We start from the raw sequence: 20,157 nt of genomic DNA, 5'->3' as shown, positions 1-20,157 counted from the left end.
CCACAGCGACCAGGTGCCTTCCGTGAGGCCGCTAGCTACCTGGCGGCCCCGCTTCTTCCAGCTTGCGATACAGCTGCTGGCGCGAAATGCCCAGCCGGCGGGCGGCTTCGGCGCGGTTGCCGTTGGCCGCCGCCAATGCGCGCTCCAACATCAGCCGCTCCACCTGTGCCACTGCCGCCGCCAGCGGACCATCCCAGTCGATCTGCATGCCCTGCGCCGGACTGGTGGCAGACAGGCTCGGCAGGGCAATGTGTTCGGCCTCGATGCAGTTGCCGTGACTCATTACCGCCGCCCGTTCCATGGTATTGCGCAACTCGCGCACATTGCCCGGCCAGGCATGCTGCAGCAAGCGTCGTGCGGCCGCCGCGCTGATGCGCCTGGGGCTGTCGCCACCGTGCTGGCGCAGGAAATGTTCGGCAATGGCCAGGATGTCGCCGGGCCGCTCGCGCAGTGGCGGCACCATGATCGGTACCACCTGCAGGCGATACCACAGGTCTTCCCGGAAGCGCCCCTCGCGAATCTCCTGCGGCAGGTCGCGGTGGGTGGCGGCGATCACCCGCACATCCACCCGCAGCGACTGGCTGCCGCCGACCGGCGTCAATTCCCGCTCCTGCAGCACGCGCAGAATCTTGGCCTGGGTCGGCAGGGCCATGTCGCCGATCTCGTCCAGGAACAGGGTGCCGCCATCGGCTTCCTGGAAGCGTCCCATGCGATGCTGGGTGGCCCCGCTGAAGGCACCCTTGACGTGGCCGAACAGTTCGCTTTCGATCAGCTCGGCCGGGATCGCCGCACAGTTGACCGCCACGAAGGGACGCCCTGCGCGGCTGCCATTGCGATGCAGGGCGCGTGCCACCAGTTCCTTGCCGGTGCCGGTTTCGCCCAGGATCAGCACGGTGGCGTCGCTGGTGGCAGCACGGCCGATCTGCTTGAAGACCTGGCGCATGGCTTCGCTGTCACCCACCAGCTGGTTGCGCTCGCCGGCAGCGGCGCTGGCCACGTCCGGCGCAGCTGAAGAATCGGAGGCGGCGGTACTCTGGCGCAAGGCACGTTCCAGGGTCTCCACCAGCGCCGTGCGCGGGACCGGTTTGGTCAGGTGGTCGAAGGCGCCCAGGCGGATGGCTTCGATGGTGTTGTCGCCGCTGGCATAGGCGGTGAGCATGATGCAGGGAATGGCGGCAATGGCCGGAGCACGCTGCAGGAAGACCAGACCATCTTCCTCCGGCATGCGCAGATCGACGATGGCGGCATCGATGGCATGGGCCGACAGCAGGCGCAGGCCGGCGGCGGTGCTGCCGGCCTCCAGCACCTCATGACCGAGATCGCCGACGGTCTCGGCCAGGCTACTGCGAAAGGCGACGTCGTCATCGACGATCAGGATGCGCGCCATGGCAACTCCATATCGAAACGGGCGCCACGCTCGGTAGCGGCCAGGGTGATGCTGCCGCCATGGGCATGCACGATTTCGCGCACCAGCACCAGTCCCAGACCGGTACCGCCGCTGCGCTGACTGACGAAGGGATCGAACAGGCTCTCGCGCAGTTCGGGCGCGACACCGGGGCCGTCATCGGCCACCCAGAGCTGCAGGCGGCCATCCGCGCCAAGCCGGGCGCCGATGTCGATACGGCCGCCAGCCTCGCAGTGGGCCAGCGCATTGAGCAGCAGATTGTCCAGCGCGCGTGCCATCTGCACCGGGTCCAGCGCACTGGTTGACAGCCCCGAGGCGAAGCTGGGCAGATCCAGTGTAGTGCCCAGCTGCAGTTGCTTCTTCTCGGCCAGCTCGGCATGGGCTTGGCGCCTTTCCTCGATCCAGGCCGCCAGGTCGATGCGCTGGCGCTGCACCTGGAAGGGCTGGGCCAGGGCCAGCAGGCTGGCCACCAGCGCGTCGAGCCGCTCGGTCTGGCTGACCACCATTTCCAGCGCACCGGTCACCCGCGCCTCGCGCACCTGGGCCGGCGCGGCCAGGGCGTTCTCGGCCTTCATGCGCATGGCGCCGATGGGATTGCGGATTTCATGGGCCATGCCGGCCGCCACCCGGCCCAGCGTGGCCAGGCGCTCGGCATGCGCGAGCTGATGCGACAGGCGCTCGGACTGCCCACGCCAGCGGCTCAGGGTGCTCCCCAGCCAGACCCCGCTGACAATGACGAAACCCAGCAACAGCGCAATGGCCACCAGCAACTGGTTGAGCACGCCGGCGCTCATCACCGGCACGCGCTTGAGCGTCCAGGCCGCCAGCGACACACCCTTGAAGTTGACCGGGCAGGCGGCGAACACCACCGCCTCGCGCAGGCCGGGGCGCACATCGCTCACGGTGGCCGCGCCATCGAGGGCGCGCTGGGCGATCGAGACGATGCGTTCCATTTCCGCGCCTGGCGGGTCGCGCTTGATGCCGCTGCCGTCATAGGTGGGAAAGGCATAGGCCACCACGTCCTGTTGCGGGTGCCAGAAGCCGCCCTCCACCCCGGCCTGATCGCGCAGGGACAGGTCGATTACGGCCTGCATCAGCGAGCGCGCGGGCAACCCGTCGGCATTGGACGCCTGGGGTGTGCTGGGGACAGAGGGAGAGGGAGGGCTGGAAGGATGGGTGGAAAGCGCATGCGCCAGTCCGGCGCTCATGGCGGTGCAGCTCACCGCGGCCTGGCCGGTGGCCTGGCTGATCTGCGAGGCGGCGCCCTGCCGGCTCAGCTGCAGCAGCAGGAAAGCCAGCACGAGCGCGATCAGGGCAATGAAGGCCCACAGGATGACCAGGTCGCGTTTGATGGTGTTCTTGATGTTCAGGAGGCCTCCGGTGCCGGCTGGCATGTCGCCTTTCATGGCGCTCGCATTTAAGCACGAAGCTTTACCGGTGATAAGCCATCTGACAGGAACGGCGGGATGGCGGTTCATCTTTTGTTGCAACTCAATCACGTTGCCGCCGATCAAGATGGAAGCGCTTTTTGCTTTATGCGTTAATTGCGCCTGGGTGAAGCAGGGGGGAAATAAAATCAAGCAGTTGAAGAAATATCTGGTGGTGGTATTGGGCATCGCCATGCTGATGGTGATCGCCATGTGTGCCAGCACGCTCTACCAGAGCTATCGCCAGACGCGCCTGGCGGCCGTGGACAATGCCGGCAACGTGACTCTGATCGCCCAGCGCGCGATCTCGCGCAACATGGAAGTGCTGTCGCTGTCGCTCGATACGCTGGCCTACCGCTACCAGCATCCGCTGGGCGCAGGGCGTCTGAATGATGCCCAGCGCTATGCCTACCTGTTCGGCAGCACCGCCAATGTCAGCCATATCTCGGTGATGGCGATCATCGATGCCAATGGTCGGGTTCAGGCCAGCTCGCGTCGTCGCCAGGGTGATGCCGCGCCCAACTACGCCGACCGCGCCTATTTCACGGTGCATCGCGATTCGGCCAATGCCGGGCTGTATGTCTCCAAACCCATCCTGGCCAATCTGCCCAACCTGGGCAACGATGTACGCGTGGTGGTGCTATCCAAACGCCTGTTCAATGAAGACGGCAGCTTTGGCGGCATCGTCGTCATGGCGCTGAACCTGAGCTATTTCCGCGAACTGTTCGAAGGACTTTCGCTGGGTGCCGATGGCGTGATCTCGCTGTATTCGGACGATGGCGTGGCCTACATGCGCATTCCGTACAACGAGCAGATCATCGGCCGCGACCTGAGTGGCAGTTCCAACTTCCAGCGCATCCAGAGCGCACTGCGGCACGAGGAGGGCAGCTTCTTCGCCCGTGCCAACAGTGATGGCGTGGAACGGCTCTATACCTTCCGTCGCATTCCCGACTCACCGCTGATCGTCTTCGTGGGCTATGCCGAACAGGCCATCTTCAAGAACTGGCGCAAGACTCTTTATGCGGTGATCATCTCGCTGTTCATCTTTGCCCTGCTGTTGGCCTATCTGCTGTCGCACGTGCGCCAGGAACTGCGCCGGCGCGTGACCATCGAGCGGCGCCTGGAAGAGCTGGCCCAGACCGACGGCCTGACCGGCCTGCTCAACCGACGCGCCCTGGACGGGGCCCTGCAGGCGGCCTGGGAGCGCTGCCGGCGCAATCTGAACTCGACCTTCTCGGTGCTGTTCATCGATGTGGATTACTTCAAGCCCTATAACGATACCTATGGCCACAAGCTGGGCGATGGCGTGCTGCAGGAGGTGGCCAAGACCATCAGCGACAACCTGCCGCGTCATACCGACTGCGCCGGCCGCTATGGCGGCGAGGAATTCGTGGTGCTGCTGGAGCTGACCGACACCGAAGGTGCGCGCCTGATGGCACAACGCCTGTGCGACGCGGTCTACAGCCGCCTGATCGTACATGCCAGCAGCCCGTTGCGGGTGGTGACCATCAGCGTGGGCGTGGCCACGCTGCAGCGCGCTCATCATCATCGTGTGGAAGACGTGCTCAACGCCGCCGATGCCGCGCTCTACCGGGCCAAGCGGGATGGCCGCAATGCGGTGCGGGTCAGCATGGCGGATTGAAGCGCACGGGCGGCATGGCCTGCACTACGAAAAAAGGGCGCCGTTTTCACGGCGCCCTTGTTCATTGCGATGCAGCGTCAGGCCGATCGTTCGGCGCTAATGCAGACCTCCCGCAGATCTCGCTCAGACCTCGCTCACGTCGAGCGGTGCTTCGGTCTTCTCGATCACTTCTTCCTTGGTGACGCCGGAAGCCAGTTCGATCAGCTTCAGGCCACCGGGGGTGACGTCGATCACGCCCAGGTCGGTGATGATGCGGTTGACCACGCCCACGCCGGTCAGCGGCAGGTTGCAGTCGTTCAGGATCTTCCTGGATGTGCTGCCGTCCTTGGCCTTGGCCACGTGCTCCATCAGGACCACCACGCGGCCGACACCGGCCACCAGGTCCATCGCACCGCCCATGCCCTTGACCATCTTGCCGGGGATCATCCAGTTGGCCAGGTCACCCTTGGCCGAGACCTGCATCGCGCCCAGGATGGCGATGTTGATCTTGCCGCCACGGATCATGCCGAAGGAATCGGCCGAACTGAAGAAGGACGAGCCAGGGATGGTCGTCACGGTCTGCTTGCCGGCGTTGATCAGGTCGGCGTCGACCTGGTCTTCGGTGGGGAAGGGGCCGATGCCCAGCAGGCCGTTCTCGGACTGCAGCCATACTTCGATATCGTTGGGAACGTGGTTGGCCACCAGGGTGGGCAAGCCGATGCCCAGGTTCACGTAGAAGCCGTCCTGCAGTTCCTTGGCTGCGCGGGCAGCCATTTCATCTCGGGTCCATGCCATTTTGTCGTGTCTCCTCTTATGCGCGCACGGTGCGTTGTTCGATGCGCTTCTCGGGCGTGGCGTTGACCACGATGCGATGCACGAAGATGCCGGGGGTGTGGATCTGGTCCGGATCGAGTTGCCCCACTTCCACCAGTTCTTCCACTTCCACCACGGTGACCTTGCCGGCCATGGCGACATTGGGGTTGAAGTTGCGGGCGGTCTTGTTGAAGACCAGGTTGCCGGCCTTGTCGGCCTTCTGCGCCTTCACCAGCGACACGTCGGCCACCAGCGAACGCTCCATCACATAGCGCTCACCGTCGAATTCGCGCACTTCCTTGCCCTCGGCCACCAGGGTACCGACACCGGTCTTGGTGAAGAAGGCGGGGATGCCGGCGCCGCCGGCGCGCAGCTTCTCGGCCAGCGTGCCCTGCGGGGTGAATTCCAGCTCCAGTTCGCCGGCCAGGTACTGGCGTTCGAACTCCTTGTTCTCACCCACGTAGGAGGCGATCATCTTCTTGATCTGGCGGGTGGACAGCAACTGGCCCAGGCCGAAACCATCGACCCCGGCGTTGTTGGAAATGGCGGTCAGGTTCTGCGCGCCTGAATCACGCAGGGCGGCGATCAACGCCTCGGGGATGCCACACAGGCCAAAGCCGCCGACCGCAATGGTCTGACCGTCCTTGACGATGTCTTTCAACGCGGTGGCCGCGTCTGGATACACTTTGTTCACGAGTCTCCTTTCGGCTCTTGTCTTGCGAGCAGGGTTGCAAGCTGCTGGTGGGGATACCAGCTCAAACAGGGATGGCATCGGAGCTTCTCTTTCGCGCTGCGCCATGGCAATGCCGGGCTCCGATTAGCGCCAATTATCATAGGTCAGGTGAAATAAGCCATACAATACGGTAAAAATACCTGGCGCAATGCAGCATAACATCGACCGCAGGGGCGGTGCGCCGGGTTCGAGGGACCTTGCCGGCTACTTGCGGCACATCGCGCAGCATTACTCATGACCCAGCCACTTGCCATCGACTTCGAACAGGTTTTCATGCACGCGCCCATCGGCATGTGCGTCTCGCACAATCGCATCATCCAGCAGGGCAACCTGGCGATGGCGGCGATGTTCGGCTATGAGGTGGAACAGTTGCGGCAGACGTCCTTCCAGGAAATCTATCCCACCGCCGACGAGTTCGAACGCACCGGCCTGCGCCTGGTCCCCATCCTCAATGAAAAGGGATTCTATTCGGACGAACGCATCATGAAGCGTTCCAACGACGAGATGTTCTGGTGCCATGTCACCGGCCACGCCCTGAACCGCGACAACCCGCATGCCGCCGGCATCTGGACCTTCGAGGACGTGAGCGCCAAGCGCCCCATCGCGCCCGGCCTGACGCCACGCGAACGCGAGATCGCCGCGCTGCTGGTGGAAGGCAAGACCAGCAAGCTCATTGCCCGCCAGGTGGAACTGAGCCCGCGCACGGTGGAAATGCATCGCGCCCGCCTGATGCGCAAGTTCGCCGCCTCCACCTCCTCCGAACTGGTTCACAAGCTGCTCAGCATCACCCCCTGAATGGGCCCGGCCTTGGCCTGACCTGCCTCGCTCAGAACGGTTGCCCGGCGAAGCGCTGGGCCAGGAAATCGAGCATGGTGCGCAAGGTCGCCGGCATATGCTTGCGCGAGGCGTAGACGCCATACATCCCCAACTGCAGCGGCTCGAAGTCCGGCAGCAACTGCACCAGCCGGCCACTGGCCACCAGCGGCGCCACCGCATAGGCCGGCATGTGGCCGATACCGACCCCGGCCAGCACCGCCTGCAGCAGCACCGTGACTTCATTGGCACTGATGCTGCCGCCCACGGCCACGCTCTGGCTCTGCGGCGCCGTCCTTGTCTTGCCGCCCTTTCCATGTACCTTCTTCGGATCGAACTGCCACAGGCTGCGCCCCACATAGGAATGGGTCAGGCAATTGTGCAGGGCCAGTTCTTCTACCTTGCGCGGGGTGCCGTGGTGGGCCAGGTAATCCGGCGCGGCGCAGATGATCGAGCGGCACACGCCCAGCGGTCGGGCAATGAGGTTGGGTTCCAGCCGGTTGGTCATGCGGATGGCCAGGTCGATGCGTTCTTCCACCAGGTTCACCGTGCGGTCCAGCGCCAGCAGGTCCACCGCCACGCCAGGATAGCGGCGCCCGTAGTCGACCACCGCCTGGATCAGCTGGGTCTGCGCAAAGGAGGTGCTGGCGGTGATGCGCAATAGCCCGCGGGGCGTCTCGTCGGGCGTGTCCAGCGCGTGGCGCATGTCATCGGAAAACTCCAGCATCTGGCGGCAACGCGGCAATATCTCGTTGCCGGCCGGCGTCAGCGACAGGCGCCGCGTGGTACGGTGCAGCAGGCGCGCCCCGACCCAGTCCTCCAGCTCCGCGACATAGCGCGACACCACCGGCCGCGACAGGTCCAGCTGCCCGGCCGCCGCCGACAGGCTGCCGCCGTCCACCACCGCCACGAATACCTGCATGGCCATCAAGCGATCCATGACGCCGCCTTTCGATCTGCACGTTTTTGGAAACAAACTGTGATCGATTATGCTGTTTTTCGAAAACAAAAGCGATCCTATGATGGCGACTGTGCGACACCCTGTGCCGCTCCTCGTGCTCCCATCACCACCTCGAAAGGAATCCTCATGAAAATCGCACTCATCGGCGCCTCCGGCAATGTCGGCAGCCGCATCGTGGACGAAGCCCTGCGTCGCGGCCACAATCTCGTCGCCATCGCCCGCGATGCCGGCAAGATCGCCCAGCGCACCGGCGTGACCGTGGTCGCGGCCGACGTCAAGGACGCCACCAGCCTGGCATCGGCCATCAAGGGTGCCGACGTGGTCGTCTCCAGCGGCCGTTTCACCAGCTTCGGCGCGGCCGACCTGCTGCCGGCCGTGAAGGCGGCAGGCGTCAAGCGCCTGGCCATCGTCGGCGGCGCCGGCAGCCTGGACATCGCACCTGGCAAAGCCCTGATCGACACCCCGGAATTCCCGGAAGAGTACAAGCCGGAAGCCGCCGGCGGCCGTGACTTCCTGAACGTCCTGCGCGGCGAGCAGGAACTGGAATGGACCTTCCTGTCGCCGTCGGCCCTGTTCATCGCCGGCGAACGCACCGGCCAGTTCCGCCTGGGCCAGGACCAGTTGCTGGTCGGCGCCGATGGCAAGAGCTGGATCTCCTATGAAGACTTCGCCATCGCCCTGCTGGACGAACTGGAACAACCGAAGCACGTCCGCGCGCGTTTCACGGTAGGCTACTGAGCCAGGCAACACCCCGGGCCTGATGGTGAAACATCCTCAGGCCCGACATCGATTCATCCAAGAGGAACCCCATCATGACCACCCCCGCCACCGCTCACGACACCATGCTCCACTACATCCACGATCCGCTGTGCGGCTGGTGCTATGGGGCTGCGCCGCTGGTGACCGCGGCCCGCGCCGTGCTGCCGGTGCAGGCCCATGGTGGCGGCATGATGGCCGGCCGCAACCGCCGCCGCGTCGACGCGCAGTTGCGCGACTACGTGATGCCGCACGACCACCGCATCGCGCAGATGACCGGGCAGGCATTCGGTGAGGACTATTTCAATGGACTGCTCAAGGACACCGATGCCGTCTTCGATTCGGCGCCACCGATAGCCGCCGTGCTGGCGATGCAATCCATCCAGGGCGAGGCAGCCGGACTGGACATGCTGGCGGCCATCCAGCGTGCGCATTACCAGCAGGGACGACGGATTTCTGAGGTGAGCACGCTGACCGAACTGGCCCAGGCGCTGGGCGTCGACGCTGCCACCTTCGCTGCCGAACTGCAGCGCGTGGAGCAGGAAGAACTGGACAACCACATCGCGGCCAGCCGTGAATTGCTGAACTACGTCGGCGGACGCGGCTTCCCCACCTTCATCTTGCAGCGGGGCGATACGCTGGAAGTACTGGACACCGGCCGCTGGCTGGGGCAGCCCGAGCAATGGGCCGCCTACCTGCGTGACGAAACCGGCACGACCAGCACGACATCGCCAGCGCAGGAAAGCACGCCGCTCCAATGCGATGTGCAGACCGGGCACTGCGACTGATCACGACCGTCAGACCGGCAAGCCCAGTGCGCGCAATTGCAAGCGGGTCTGCTCCGCCTGGACGTGATGAATGCCCCGCCAGCCCAGCGCCCGGCAGGCGTCGATATTCTTTTGCGCGTCGTCGATGAAGACCAGCTGCTGCGGCTGCAGTGCCGGCAGGTGGCGTCCATAACGCTCCAGCGCGATCTCGTAGATGCGCGGCTCAGGCTTGATGCAACGCTCGTCGCCTGACACGACAATGTCCAGGAACAACTGCATGAAGTCGTGATTGTCCCGTGCATGCGGATAGGTCTCGGCGGACCAGTTGGTCAGACCGAACACCGGCACCTGCTGCGCATGCAGTTCACGCAGCAGCGCCACGCCCTCGGGGAGCGGTCCACGCAGCATCTCCACCCAACGACCATAGAAGGCCCGGATCAAGGCTTCGTGCTGCGGATGCTGCCGCACCAGCAGCTCGGTCGCATCGGCCAGCGTGCGACCACCATCCTGCTGTACGTTCCATTCGGGTGAGCAGATGTGGGTGAGGAAATGGTTGCGCTCTTCTTCATCAGCGATCAGCTGGCGATACAGGTGCTGGGGATTCCAGTCGAACAGTACGCCGCCGAAATCGAAGACGACGGCGCGGATGCCGCTTGGTGCTGAAAAAGTCATGGTGGGTATCCTATGAAAAAGTCTGGAAGGATTCTTGCTGAGTCAGTCCTGCTGGAAAGTGCCGTTGACATTGCGGAGATTGCCGTCTCAGGCAAGATCCGATCGACGGCGAATACCGAGATTCATTGGGCCTTTCATCGTTTAGCACGCGCCAGCAATCCAGCGCATCCGTGGTCACGATGATCGCCGCCCGGCGGATAGAAGGCCTACAGCCCCCGCAGGAAATCAAACAACTCCGGCACATCCGCATACCCCACATTGAAACGGAAGCTGGTCTTGTCCGGTGCCGACAGATGGAAGAAATCCCCTGGCGCCAGCCAGATGCCCTTCTGCCTGGCGCGGTCGGCGATCTCCCGGGCCGACAGGTCGCAGCCCTCGATGGTGGCCCAGGTGAACATGCCGCCACGCGCCGGCGTGAAAGGTGTCAGGCCGGCGTCGCTCAACTTGGCATTGAGGGTGGCCTGGGCGTTGAGCAGGGTCGCATTGAGGGTCTGCACATGGCGCCGGTGATGGCCTTCGGTGAGGACGTTGTGCACCAGTCGTTCGTTGATCTCCGAATTGGTCAGCGTCAGCACCATCTTGGTATGCACGATCTGCCGCGCCAGTTCGCGCTGGCAGGCGATGTAGCCCACCCGCAGCGAGGGCGCGATGGTCTTGGAATAGCTGCCCACGTAGATCACCCGCTGCAGGCCATCCAGTGCAGCCAGCATGGGGTCGGTGGCCTGGCCGAGTTCGCGGAAGATGTCGTCTTCCACCACCCAGAAGCCATGCCGCTCGGCCGCCTGTAATACGCGCATTGCGCAGGCCGGGGTGTAGGAGGTGCCGGTCGGGTTCTGCAGCACGCTGGTGGTGAAGAACATCTTGGGCCGGTGTGCCCGGGCCAGCGTTTCCAGCTGCTCGGTATCGACCCCGCCCGGAGTGCGCGGCACGCCGATCACGTTCAGGCCGGCCAGGCGCAGCATGGCGATCAGGTTGCAGTAGCCGGGGTCGTCGATCATGACGGTGTCGCCGGGCTGGGTCATGGTGCGGATGACCAGGTCCAGGGCCTGGGTGGCGCCGTGGGTGGTGAGCACCTGTTCGATGCCCAGCTCCAGTGCCCAGTGGCCGAGGAATTGCGTGATCAGCTGGCGCAGCGGGGCATAGCCGTAGGGGTGGCCATAGCCCACCTGCTGCGCGCCGGGCGAGCGGATGATGCGACGCTCGGCCTGGTGCAGACCTTCGTCGTTGAGCCACTTGCCGGGTAGCCAGCCGCAACCGGCCTTGATGGGCACGCGTTCGTCGGCAAACATTTCCGAGAGCAACCAGGCCGAGTCGATCACCGGTTCATGCGGCACGAACACCGCCCGTGCTCCGCTCTGGCCAGCGCGTGCGGCCACGAAGAAGCCGGCGCCACGGCGTGCCAGCAACATGCCGCGTGCCACCAGTTGTTCATAGGCTTCCACCACGGTGGAGGCGCCGATGGCGTGGCTCTGGGCGAACTGGCGGACCGAGGGCAGGCGTTCGCCGGAGCGCAGTTCGCCGCCCTCGATCAACCCGGCCAGGCCATCGGCGACCTGCTCGACCAGGCGGGCCGCGGTATTGCGTTGCAGATCGAGTTGCAGGGGCGCTCGCGGGAGCTTGGCCATGCTGATCCTTTCGGGCGGGATGTGGCCCATGATGTCCACTGCATTGCTGCAATCGGAGGATGTGTGTTGTGAAAACCTGAACTGTATTGCTCTGCTGAAGGCAGCGGAGCGGGCTCACCATTGTGCTCCCCTCCCCTGCTGGATAAAGGCTGCTGGGCTATCGACGCCCGCCGACTGGGCAATGTCGTTCCCGGCGGATAGCTCAATACAGTTTATCGCACTGAACAATACAGTTTCAGATCAAAATCAAAAGTGTAGCTAACAATACTGCCAGTGTCTGGCAATAATCAAGCACTCCCTGCTGGTTTCTCCTTTTACCTTTTCCATCGGTGCCTGCCATGTCCAGTCAAGACCATTCGCATCCTTCCAGCCTGTCGGCCTACTGGATGCCCTTTACCGCCAACCGCAACTTCAAGGCCGCACCGCGCATGCTGGTCTCGGCCGAGGGCATGCATTACCGCGATGACGCCGGCAATGCCATCCTGGACGGCACCGCCGGCCTGTGGTGCGTGCCGCTGGGCCACGCCCACCCCAAGATCGTCTCGGCCGTGCAAAAGTCGGTGGCCACGCTGGACTACGCGCCCTCCTTCCAGCTGGGTCACCCCAGCGCCTTCGAACTGGCCGAACGCCTCAAGGCCTATACCGGCAACCGCTTCGCCAACGTGTTCTATACCGGCTCCGGTTCGGAAGCGGTGGATACGGCGCTCAAGATCGCGCTGGCCTATCACCGCGCCAAGGGCAATGCCACCCGTACCCGCCTGATCGGTCGCGAGCGCGGCTACCACGGCGTGGGCTTCGGCGGCATGTCGGTGGGCGGCATCGGCGGCAATCGCAAGACCTTCAGCACCGCGCTGCTGCAGGGTGTGGACCACCTGCCGCACACCCATAACCTGGAAAAGAACGCCTTCACCAAGGGCGAGCCGGAATACGGCGCGCACCTGGCCGACGAGCTGGAGCGCATCGTCGCCCTGCATGACGCTTCCAACATCGCCGCCGTCATCGTCGAGCCGGTGGCTGGTTCCACCGGCGTGCTGATCCCGCCCAAGGGTTACCTCAAGCGTCTGCGCGAGCTGTGCACCAAGCACGGGATCCTGCTGATCTTCGATGAAGTGATCACCGGCTTCGGTCGCCTGGGTACGCCCTTCGCCTCCGACTATTTCGATGTCGAACCGGACATCTTCACCACCGCCAAGGGCCTGACCAACGGCGTGGTGCCGATGGGTGCGGTGTTCGTGAAGAAGGAAATCCACGACGCCTTCATGAACGGCCCGGACGGCATCGAGCTCTTCCACGGCTACACCTATTCCGGCCACCCGCTGGCCTGCGCCGCCGGCCTGGCCTCGCTGGATGTGTTCGAGACCGAAGGCGTGCTGGACAATGCCCAGGCCGTGGCCGACTACTTCCAGGAAGCGGCCCACGCGCTGCGCGGCCTGCCGCATGTGATCGACGTGCGCACCATCGGCCTGATCGCCGGTATCGAACTGTCGTCCATCCCGGGCCGCGTCGGCGCCCGTGCCTACGACGCCTTCGTGCGCGCCTTCAACGACGGCATCCTGATCCGCGTGACCGGCGACATCATCGCCCTGTCGCCGCCGCTGATCATCAACAAGCAGCAGATCGACGAACTGTTCGGCAAGCTGGCGGCCATCCTCAAGACCCTGGCCTGATCCCTCACTACGACGCAAGAAAGATTCATGGAAAAGATTGCACACTACATCGGCGGCCAGCGCGTCGATACCAAGAGCGGGCGCTACGCCGATGTCTTCAACCCGGCGCTGGGCGTGCCGGTGGCGCAGGTGGCGCTGGGCACGGTCGATGAGGTCGATGCCGCAGTGAAGGCAGGCGTAGCGGCCTTCCCGGCCTGGTCCAATACCCCGCCGCTGACCCGGGCGCGGGTGCTGTTCCGCTTCCTGCACCTGATCCAGCAACGGGCCGACGACTTCGCCCGCATCATCGTGCGCGAGCACGGCAAGACCTTCTCGGATGCCCAGGGCGAAGTGGCGCGCGGCATCGAGATCGTCGAGTTCGCTGCCGGCATTCCGCAGATGCTCAAGGGGGAATACACCGACCAGATCGCCCGTGGCATCGACGCCTGGTCGATGCGCCAGGCACTGGGCGTGGTGGCCGGCATCACGCCGTTCAACTTCCCGGCCATGGTGCCGATGTGGATGTTCCCCATCGCCATCGCCTGTGGCAACTGCTTCGTGCTGAAGCCTTCCGAACGCGATCCCTCGGCCGCACTGCTGATTGCCGACCTGCTGCAGGAAGCCGGCCTGCCGGACGGCGTCTTCAACGTCATCCAGGGTGACAAGGTGACCGTCGATGCGCTGCTGGACCACCCGCAGGTCAAGGCCATCAGCTTCGTCGGCTCGACCCCGATTGCCGAATACATCTATGCCCGTGGCTCGGCCAAGGGCAAGCGCGTGCAGGCCCTGGGCGGCGCCAAGAACCACATGGTGGTCATGCCCGACGCCGACATGCAGCTGGCCGTGGATGCCCTCATGGGTGCGGCCTATGGCTCCGCTGGCGAGCGCTGCATGGCGATCTCGGTGGCAGTCGCCGTCGGCAGCGCCGGTGACGAACTGGTGGCGGCCCTGGCCGAACGCGCAGGCAAGCTGAAGATCAACGAAGGCATGGCCGCCGGTGCCGAGATGGGTCCGGTGGTGACGGCTGCCGCCAAGGAACGCATCGAAGGCCTGATCGGCCGTGGTGTCGAAGAAGGCGCCACGCTGGTGGTGGATGGCCGTGGCTATCAGGTGCCGGGCTTCGAAAAGGGCTTCTTCGTGGGCGGCACCCTGCTCGACCACGTCACGCCGGAGATGACGGTGTACAAGGAAGAAATCTTCGGCCCGGTGCTGTGCGTGCTGCGTTGTCCCGACATCGCCAGCGCGGTGGAACTGATCAACGCCCACGAGTATGGCAATGGCGTGGCGGTCTATACCCGCGACGGTGGCGTGGCGCGCGAGTTCGTGCGCCAGATCGAGGTCGGCATGGTGGGGGTGAACGTACCGCTGCCGGTGCCGATGGCCTTCAGCAGCTTCGGCGGCTGGAAGCGCAGTCTCTTCGGCGACCATCACATGTACGGACCGGAGGGCGTGCGCTTCTACACCCGGGCCAAGGCAGTGATGCAGCGCTGGCCCAATACCGCCAGCGCAGGGGCGGAATTCGCTTTCCCGCAGATGAAATAAACAGGACAGACGGCATGAAATTTTCATGCCGTTTTTCTTTTGTGCGGACGCAGGCGCAGGTATGCTGAGGCAGCATCCCGGAATGGCATGATGCAACTCACGCAAGCAATGGTGCAGAAAACGTCAGCCGCTGGTGCAAACAAGGAGACCCTGAACCCACAGGATAAGAATCGTCAGTGCGGTCTGCACCAAAAGCAGATACGCTGGCGAAAAGCTTAGAAAATACAGACCGTCGTGGCAGATCGGTGGATACACACCGGCGGCACGGGACAACGGCAAACTATCTGGAGACACGCTCATCGGAGCGGCAGGAGGAGCCCTCATGCAGGCTCACGCCACGCGGCGCAAATGCGCGCCGCTGCTGCGTTTTTTGCAATCACGATCTCTGCTTTCCGCGCTTGCCGGAAGGCAGCACACCCCTATGGTTCCAGGCTTTTCCGCCGGTTTGTGGCGGTGGCTTCTTCACGTCTGCGCAATCCATCGATGTCCACCATTTCCTAAGTTTCATGGGAGCGATGGGCATGGAAATTGCGTTGATGGGCAGTAATGCAGTGTTGCGCATTTCCATGGATGTCATCTGTCTGTCATCTGTCAATCGTTAGCTTCGAGGGAGAAACAAGCATGATCAGCCGTCGCAATTTCCTGAAACTGTCCGCCCTGGCCGCACCCGGCGCACTGACCTACCACGATGTGTTTGCCCAGGCAGAGAGCATCGCCTTTGGTTGCCCGGTGCCGATGTCCGGCCCCTTCGCGGCCAACGGCAAGTTCGCCGACATGGGCATGAAGCTGGCCCTGCAGAAGTACGGCAAGGTGCTGGGCAAGAGCACCAGCTATACCAACCTCGACACCGAAGGCAAGCCGGCCACGGCCGTGCGCAAGATGCAGGAAACCATCGAGAAGGGCACCCGCTTCTTCGCCGGCGGCATCCTCTCCGGCGAGGCCCTGGCCATGGGCAAGGAAGCCGACAAGGCCGGTGCGGTCTTCATCACCACCGCCGGTGCCGACGAGATCACCGGCAGCGACTGCAACCGCTCCACCTTCCGCTGGTCGGTGCCGACCTTCGGTGCCATCGAGCAGACCGTGCGTCCGCTGCTGGAAAAGCTGCCCAACGCCAAGCGCTGGTACACCATCACGCCGCAGTACGTATTCGGCGAAGGTCTGCTGTCGGCGGCCAAGAACATCTTCAAGGAAAAGGGCATCGAACACGTCGGCAACAGCTACCACTCGCTGACCGAGAAGGAGTTCTCCGGCTATCTGACCAATGCCATGGCCGCCAAGCCGGACGTGCTGCTGCTGCTGAACTTCGGCTCGCAGTCCTCGGACACGCTGCGCCAGGCGGTCAGCTTCGGCATGAAGAACAACTGCACCATCCTCATGGCCTGGGCCTCGGGGCTGGAACAGTTCGAGACCCTGGGCGCGGACATCTGCGACGGCGTCTACTTCGGCGCGCAATACTGGCATGCCATCGATGCGCCCTTCAACAAGGAATTCGTCAAGCTGGTCAACGACAACCTGAAGATCGATCCCAACTACAGCCTGGCCGGTTCCTACATCTGTACCAAGATCATCCTGGACGCCATCATCAAGGCCAACAGCACCGACCCCAAGGCCGTCATTGCGGCCATGGAAGGCATGAAGTACGAGGGCCTGACCGGTACCGAGGAAATCCGCAAGGGCGACCACCAGGTGATCAAGAACTACTACCTGCTCAAGGGCAAGGCCAAATCCAAGATGGCCAACAAGAACGACTATGCGGATATCGTCTCCTCCGGCAAGTCCTTCCTGCCGCTGGAAAAGACGCAGTGCAAGCTGTGATTGAGCGGTGTGGCTGTGCCGACGTCTGGCACTCCCCTACCCGTTCGGACTGAGTAGCCGCCCTAGCGGCGTATCGAAGACGCGACACCCGGCGCAACCAGGACGGAGCGCCTTCGATACGACCCTGCAGGTCTACTCGGTCCGAACGGTGATCGAGGCATTACCGAACTTCCTTGTTCCCCTCACGAGGTTCCATGAACATCTATCTGCTGCAGATCGCCAATGGCGTAGGCATCGGCATGCTCTACTTCCTGCTGGCGGTGGGCCTGTCGATCGTCTTCGGCCTGCTGCGCTTCGTCAATTTCTCGCATGGCGCCTTCTTCCTGCTGGGCGCCTACCTGTGCTTCCAGGTCACCGACCTGGGGCTGAACTTCTGGTGGTCGCTGCTGCTGGCCCCGCTGGCCGTGGGCCTGTTCGCCTGGGTGGTGGAGCGCTTCGTGCTGCGCCACGTGTATGCACTGCCGCATCATTTCCACATCCTCTTCACGGTCGGCATGGCCCTGGTGATCCAGGAAGCGGTGATTTCCGTCTGGGGGCCGCTGGGCAACAATGTCTCCCCGCCCGACCTGCTGCAGGGGGTGGTGATGTGGAGCGGTTTCGTCTATCCCAAGTACCGGCTCTTTGTCATCGGCCTGACCGCCGTGATGGCGCTGCTGCTGTGGTGGCTGCTGGAGGGTACGCGCCTGGGGTCGATCGTGCGCGCCGGTTCGGAATCGACCGAGATGGTGTCGCTGCTGGGCCTGAACATCAACCGCATCTTCAGCCTGGTGTTTGCGCTGGGGGCGGCCACCGCCGGCCTGGCGGGCGCGCTGGCAGCGCCGATCCGGGGTGCTGACCCCTTCATGGGGGTGGAGGCGCTGGGGATTGCCTTCGTGGTGGTGGTGGTCGGCGGGCTGGGCAGCTTCTGGGGGGCGCTGATCGGCGGCATCCTGGTGGGCATCGTACAGAGCGTGATGAGCACGGTCTGGTCCGAGGGCGCACACCTGATGATCTATGTCGCCATGGCGGCCGTCATGCTGCTGCGTCCGAATGGCCTGCTGGGCCGGCCGGGCGCGGCCTGAGCTTTTCTGCACGGGAGTTTCCATGAAACAGATTGCGCATTTCCGTTACACCCTGCTGGCCGCCGCCGTGGTGCTGCTGTTGCCGCTGCTGCTCAGTTCCGGCACGCTGGCCACCGAAGTGCTGGTGTTCGCGCTGGCCGCGCTGGGCTGCAACCTGCTGCTGGGCTATACCGGACTGATGTCCTTCGGCCAGGGCATCTTCTTCGGCGTGGGCAGCTATACGGCCGGCGTGGTGCTGCTGCAGCTGAAGCTGGCGCTGCTGCCCTCGCTGGCGCTGGCCGCACTGGGCGGCGCGCTGGTGGCCTTGCTGGTGGGCTGGTTTTCGATCCGCCAGCGCGGCACCTACTTCGTGATGCTGACGCTGGCCTTCGCCCAGATGTTCTACTTCCTGGCCTATACGATGAAGGACGTCACCGGCGGTGACAACGGCCTGCTGGATATTCCGCGTCCGCCGCTGTCGCTGTTCGGCCTGACACTGCTGCCGACCACCTCGTCGTGGCAGTACTACACGGTGGTGGCCATCCTGTTCGTGCTGGTGTTCTGGCTGTTGCAGCGGGTGGTCGATTCGGTGCTGGGCAAGACCCTGCTGGCGGTGCGCGAGAACGAAGCGCGTGCCTCGGCGCTGGGCTATGACGTGCGCTTGCTGAAGCTGGCAGCCTTCGTCATCTCGGGTGCGGTCACGGGGCTGGCCGGTGGCCTGCACGCCATGATGACCGGGGTGGCGCCGCTGTCCAACATCGAGTACCACACCAGCGAGGCGATCCTGGTGATGACCGTCATCGGCGGCACCGGCAACCTGTTCGCCTCGCTGCTGGGTGCCAGCTTCTACGTGCTGGTGGGCAACTGGCTGTCGAGCCTGTGGCCGCGCTGGCTGATGCTGCTGGGCCTGCTGCTGATCGCGGTGAGCCTGTACATGCAGAAAGGCCTGTTCGGTCTGGCGATGAAGATCATCGATAGCGTACGCGGCACCAAGGCCCGGGAGGCCGAGCCGCAGGCCGCCGTCACCCAGGAGAAGCACCCATGAGCCGCCCCATCCTGCAAGCGGTCAACGTGACCAAGCGCTACGGCAAGTTCACCGCCGTCAACGGCATCACGCTCGATATCGAGGGCGGCACCGTACATTCGGTGATCGGCCCCAATGGCGCGGGCAAGACCACGCTGTTCCATACCCTGACCGGGACCACGCCCATCACCGAAGGCAGCATCCTGGTGGAGGGCGAGGAAGTGTCACACCTGCCGGGCAACCGGCGCGTGCAGAAGGGGTTGGCGCGCTCGTTCCAGGTGACCAGCCTGTTCCCCAACCTGAGCGTGCGCGAAAACCTGCGCCTCGCGGCACAGGGGCGCGCCCCGCTGGCGGCGCTCAACCCCTGGAAGCGGGCCGAGCAGTTCGAAGCCGCCTGCGCGCTGGCCGATACGCTGCTGGCGCGCCTGTCGTTGCAGGCGGTGGCCGAACGCGCCTGCGCCGAACTGTCGCACGGCCAGCAGCGCCGGCTGGAAGTGGGCATGGCCATGGCCGGGCGACCCAAGGTGATCTTCCTGGATGAGCCGACCTCGGGCATGGGCATCGACGACATCGCCGAGATGAAGCAGTTGATCCACGGCCTGCGCCACGACTATACGGTGGTGCTGATCGAACACAACATGGACATCGTGATGGACATTTCCGACCGCATCACCGTGATGCAGCTGGGCCAGATCCTGGCGCAGGGCAAGCCGGCCGAGATCCGCAACGACGAACGGGTAAGGCTGGCCTACCTGGGCAGCATGATCACCGGAGGCAAGGCATGATCCTGCAAGTACAAGACGTTCACGGCTACTATGGCAAGAGCCATATCCTGCAGGGCATCTCGCTGGAGGTCGATGCCGGCGAGGTGGTGACGCTGCTGGGGCGCAATGGCGCCGGCAAGACCACCACCCTGAAGAGCATCGTCGGCGTGGTGCCACCGGCGCAGGGACAAGTCCTGTTCGAGGGCCAGCGTATCAGTGGCCTGCCTTCGTACAAGATCGCCGCGCGCGGGGTATGCCTGGTGCCGGAGCATCGCGGCATCTTCAAGCTGCTGACCGTGGAAGAGAACCTGACCATGGCCGCGCGCAAGGAGTCGGCCTGGGGGCTGGAAGAAATCTACACCATCTTCCCGCGCCTGAAGGAGCGCCGCAGGAACGGCGGCGGCCAGCTCTCCGGTGGCGAGCAGCAGATGCTGGCCATCGCGCGGGCACTGATGACGCATCCCCGTGTGCTGATGCTGGACGAGCCGGTGGAAGGCCTGGCACCGGTGATCGTGGACGAGATCGTGGCGCAGATCAAGGAGATCAAGGCCACCGGGATGTCCATCATCCTGGTGGAGCAGAACCTGGAAGTCTGTACGCAACTGGCGGACCGCCATTACATCGTCGAACAGGGACGCATCGTCTATAGCGGCAGCAACGATGCCTTCCTGGCCGACGACCGGGTCAAGGACCGTTATCTGGGCGTCAATCTGGCGGCATGAATGACGATGGA

Annotated in this window: 18 protein-coding genes; 11 read left to right on the top strand and 7 right to left on the bottom strand. The window is 64.2% G+C overall.

All coding sequences use genetic code 11. The features are described 5' to 3' along the window. Positions 1-31: 31 nt before the first annotated feature. Both BTM36_RS00790 and BTM36_RS00785 read right to left on the bottom strand, forming a co-directional pair. The gene (locus BTM36_RS00790) at positions 32-1,387 is read right to left on the bottom strand and encodes a sigma-54 dependent transcriptional regulator (RefSeq protein WP_077234854.1); all 1,356 of its coding nucleotides are present in this window, start codon (positions 1,385-1,387) and stop codon (positions 32-34) included. After that, positions 1,372-2,811, bottom strand: coding sequence for a PAS domain-containing sensor histidine kinase (locus BTM36_RS00785; RefSeq protein ID WP_006461147.1), 1,440 nt, complete (start codon positions 2,809-2,811; stop codon positions 1,372-1,374). Before BTM36_RS00785 ends, BTM36_RS00790 begins: the two co-directional genes overlap by 16 nt. 214 nt (positions 2,812-3,025) lie before the next feature. On the opposite strand from BTM36_RS00785, the gene BTM36_RS00780 reads away from it, so the two are divergent. Further along, positions 3,026-4,474, top strand: coding sequence for a sensor domain-containing diguanylate cyclase (locus tag BTM36_RS00780; RefSeq protein ID WP_254426884.1), 1,449 nt, complete (start codon positions 3,026-3,028; stop codon positions 4,472-4,474). A gap of 123 nt (positions 4,475-4,597) precedes the next feature. Here the strand turns inward: BTM36_RS00780 and BTM36_RS00775 are convergent, their stop codons facing one another. Both BTM36_RS00775 and BTM36_RS00770 read right to left on the bottom strand, forming a co-directional pair. After that, the gene (locus BTM36_RS00775) at positions 4,598-5,248 is read right to left on the bottom strand and encodes a 3-oxoacid CoA-transferase subunit B (RefSeq protein WP_006461145.1); all 651 of its coding nucleotides are present in this window, start codon (positions 5,246-5,248) and stop codon (positions 4,598-4,600) included. Between the two features lie 16 nt (positions 5,249-5,264). Further along, on the bottom strand, positions 5,265-5,960 hold the full coding sequence (locus BTM36_RS00770; protein WP_006461144.1) for a CoA transferase subunit A: 696 nt from the start codon (positions 5,958-5,960) through the stop codon (positions 5,265-5,267). A 273-nt stretch (positions 5,961-6,233) separates the two neighbouring features. On the opposite strand from BTM36_RS00770, the gene BTM36_RS00765 reads away from it, so the two are divergent. Further along, positions 6,234-6,794 (top strand): PAS and helix-turn-helix domain-containing protein, encoded by a 561-nt coding sequence (locus tag BTM36_RS00765; RefSeq protein WP_006461143.1) that lies wholly within the window; start codon positions 6,234-6,236, stop codon positions 6,792-6,794. 31 nt (positions 6,795-6,825) lie between these two features. On the opposite strand, the gene BTM36_RS00760 is transcribed toward BTM36_RS00765, so the two are convergent. Continuing rightward, a complete protein-coding gene (locus BTM36_RS00760) occupies positions 6,826-7,752 on the bottom strand; it encodes a LysR family transcriptional regulator (RefSeq protein ID WP_077234853.1) in 927 nt (308 codons plus the stop codon). Positions 7,753-7,899: 147 nt separating this feature from the next. Between BTM36_RS00760 and BTM36_RS00755 the strand changes: the two genes are divergently transcribed. Together BTM36_RS00755 and BTM36_RS00750 are read left to right on the top strand one after the other, a co-directional pair. Next, on the top strand, positions 7,900-8,511 hold the full coding sequence (locus BTM36_RS00755) for an NAD(P)-dependent oxidoreductase (RefSeq protein WP_077234852.1): 612 nt from the start codon (positions 7,900-7,902) through the stop codon (positions 8,509-8,511). 74 nt (positions 8,512-8,585) lie between these two features. Further along, entirely contained in the window at positions 8,586-9,317 is a 732-nt protein-coding gene (locus BTM36_RS00750) for a DsbA family protein (protein ID WP_077234851.1), read from the top strand. A gap of 9 nt (positions 9,318-9,326) precedes the next feature. Here BTM36_RS00750 and BTM36_RS00745 read toward each other — a convergent pair whose 3' ends face one another. Both BTM36_RS00745 and BTM36_RS00740 read right to left on the bottom strand, forming a co-directional pair. Beyond that, entirely contained in the window at positions 9,327-9,968 is a 642-nt protein-coding gene (locus tag BTM36_RS00745) for an HAD family phosphatase (protein ID WP_077234850.1), read from the bottom strand. 206 nt (positions 9,969-10,174) lie between these two features. Continuing rightward, positions 10,175-11,593 carry a PLP-dependent aminotransferase family protein gene (locus tag BTM36_RS00740; protein WP_077234929.1) on the bottom strand — a complete coding sequence of 473 codons (1,419 nt, stop codon included), beginning with the start codon at positions 11,591-11,593 and terminating at the stop codon, positions 10,175-10,177. A gap of 338 nt (positions 11,594-11,931) precedes the next feature. Between BTM36_RS00740 and BTM36_RS00735 the strand changes: the two genes are divergently transcribed. The 7 genes from BTM36_RS00735 (at position 11,932) to BTM36_RS00705 (ending at position 20,146) form a co-directional block, all read left to right on the top strand. After that, complete coding sequence (locus BTM36_RS00735) at positions 11,932-13,260, top strand: aspartate aminotransferase family protein (RefSeq protein WP_006461130.1); 1,329 nt, start codon at positions 11,932-11,934, stop codon at positions 13,258-13,260. A 27-nt stretch (positions 13,261-13,287) separates the two neighbouring features. Continuing rightward, the gene (locus BTM36_RS00730; RefSeq protein ID WP_006461129.1) at positions 13,288-14,781 is read left to right on the top strand and encodes a CoA-acylating methylmalonate-semialdehyde dehydrogenase; all 1,494 of its coding nucleotides are present in this window, start codon (positions 13,288-13,290) and stop codon (positions 14,779-14,781) included. Positions 14,782-15,402: 621 nt separating this feature from the next. After that, positions 15,403-16,596 carry an ABC transporter substrate-binding protein gene (locus tag BTM36_RS00725; RefSeq protein ID WP_077234849.1) on the top strand — a complete coding sequence of 398 codons (1,194 nt, stop codon included), beginning with the start codon at positions 15,403-15,405 and terminating at the stop codon, positions 16,594-16,596. Between the two features lie 194 nt (positions 16,597-16,790). Continuing rightward, a complete protein-coding gene (locus tag BTM36_RS00720) occupies positions 16,791-17,657 on the top strand; it encodes a branched-chain amino acid ABC transporter permease (RefSeq protein ID WP_077234848.1) in 867 nt (288 codons plus the stop codon). A gap of 22 nt (positions 17,658-17,679) precedes the next feature. Then, positions 17,680-18,681, top strand: coding sequence for a branched-chain amino acid ABC transporter permease (locus BTM36_RS00715; RefSeq protein WP_077234847.1), 1,002 nt, complete (start codon positions 17,680-17,682; stop codon positions 18,679-18,681). Beyond that, positions 18,678-19,445, top strand: coding sequence for an ABC transporter ATP-binding protein (locus BTM36_RS00710; RefSeq protein ID WP_077234846.1), 768 nt, complete (start codon positions 18,678-18,680; stop codon positions 19,443-19,445). The genes BTM36_RS00715 and BTM36_RS00710 overlap by 4 nt, the downstream gene beginning before the upstream one ends. Then, a complete protein-coding gene (locus BTM36_RS00705; protein WP_006461123.1) occupies positions 19,442-20,146 on the top strand; it encodes an ABC transporter ATP-binding protein in 705 nt (234 codons plus the stop codon). Before BTM36_RS00710 ends, BTM36_RS00705 begins: the two co-directional genes overlap by 4 nt. Positions 20,147-20,157: the final 11 nt, after the last annotated feature.

Source organism: Herbaspirillum sp. VT-16-41 (genome assembly GCF_001994935.1).
Taxonomy (GTDB): Bacteria; Pseudomonadota; Gammaproteobacteria; order Burkholderiales; family Burkholderiaceae_D; genus Herbaspirillum; species Herbaspirillum frisingense.
Note: the sequence above shows the minus strand (reverse complement) of the source record. Positions and strands in the feature narration are given on the sequence as shown.

Coding starts and splice junctions, on each gene's coding strand:
- BTM36_RS00790 (WP_077234854.1), bottom strand. CDS start 1,387: ATGGCGCGCATCCTGATCGTCGATGACGACGTCGCCTTTCGCAGTAGC.
- BTM36_RS00785 (WP_006461147.1), bottom strand. CDS start 2,811: ATGAAAGGCGACATGCCAGCCGGCACCGGAGGCCTCCTGAACATCAAG.
- BTM36_RS00780 (WP_254426884.1), top strand. CDS start 3,026: ATGCTGATGGTGATCGCCATGTGTGCCAGCACGCTCTACCAGAGCTAT.
- BTM36_RS00775 (WP_006461145.1), bottom strand. CDS start 5,248: ATGGCATGGACCCGAGATGAAATGGCTGCCCGCGCAGCCAAGGAACTG.
- BTM36_RS00765 (WP_006461143.1), top strand. CDS start 6,234: ATGACCCAGCCACTTGCCATCGACTTCGAACAGGTTTTCATGCACGCG.
- BTM36_RS00760 (WP_077234853.1), bottom strand. CDS start 7,752: ATGGATCGCTTGATGGCCATGCAGGTATTCGTGGCGGTGGTGGACGGC.
- BTM36_RS00755 (WP_077234852.1), top strand. CDS start 7,900: ATGAAAATCGCACTCATCGGCGCCTCCGGCAATGTCGGCAGCCGCATC.
- BTM36_RS00750 (WP_077234851.1), top strand. CDS start 8,586: ATGACCACCCCCGCCACCGCTCACGACACCATGCTCCACTACATCCAC.
- BTM36_RS00745 (WP_077234850.1), bottom strand. CDS start 9,968: ATGACTTTTTCAGCACCAAGCGGCATCCGCGCCGTCGTCTTCGATTTC.
- BTM36_RS00740 (WP_077234929.1), bottom strand. CDS start 11,593: ATGGCCAAGCTCCCGCGAGCGCCCCTGCAACTCGATCTGCAACGCAAT.
- BTM36_RS00735 (WP_006461130.1), top strand. CDS start 11,932: ATGTCCAGTCAAGACCATTCGCATCCTTCCAGCCTGTCGGCCTACTGG.
- BTM36_RS00730 (WP_006461129.1), top strand. CDS start 13,288: ATGGAAAAGATTGCACACTACATCGGCGGCCAGCGCGTCGATACCAAG.
- BTM36_RS00725 (WP_077234849.1), top strand. CDS start 15,403: ATGATCAGCCGTCGCAATTTCCTGAAACTGTCCGCCCTGGCCGCACCC.
- BTM36_RS00720 (WP_077234848.1), top strand. CDS start 16,791: ATGAACATCTATCTGCTGCAGATCGCCAATGGCGTAGGCATCGGCATG.
- BTM36_RS00715 (WP_077234847.1), top strand. CDS start 17,680: ATGAAACAGATTGCGCATTTCCGTTACACCCTGCTGGCCGCCGCCGTG.
- BTM36_RS00710 (WP_077234846.1), top strand. CDS start 18,678: ATGAGCCGCCCCATCCTGCAAGCGGTCAACGTGACCAAGCGCTACGGC.
- BTM36_RS00705 (WP_006461123.1), top strand. CDS start 19,442: ATGATCCTGCAAGTACAAGACGTTCACGGCTACTATGGCAAGAGCCAT.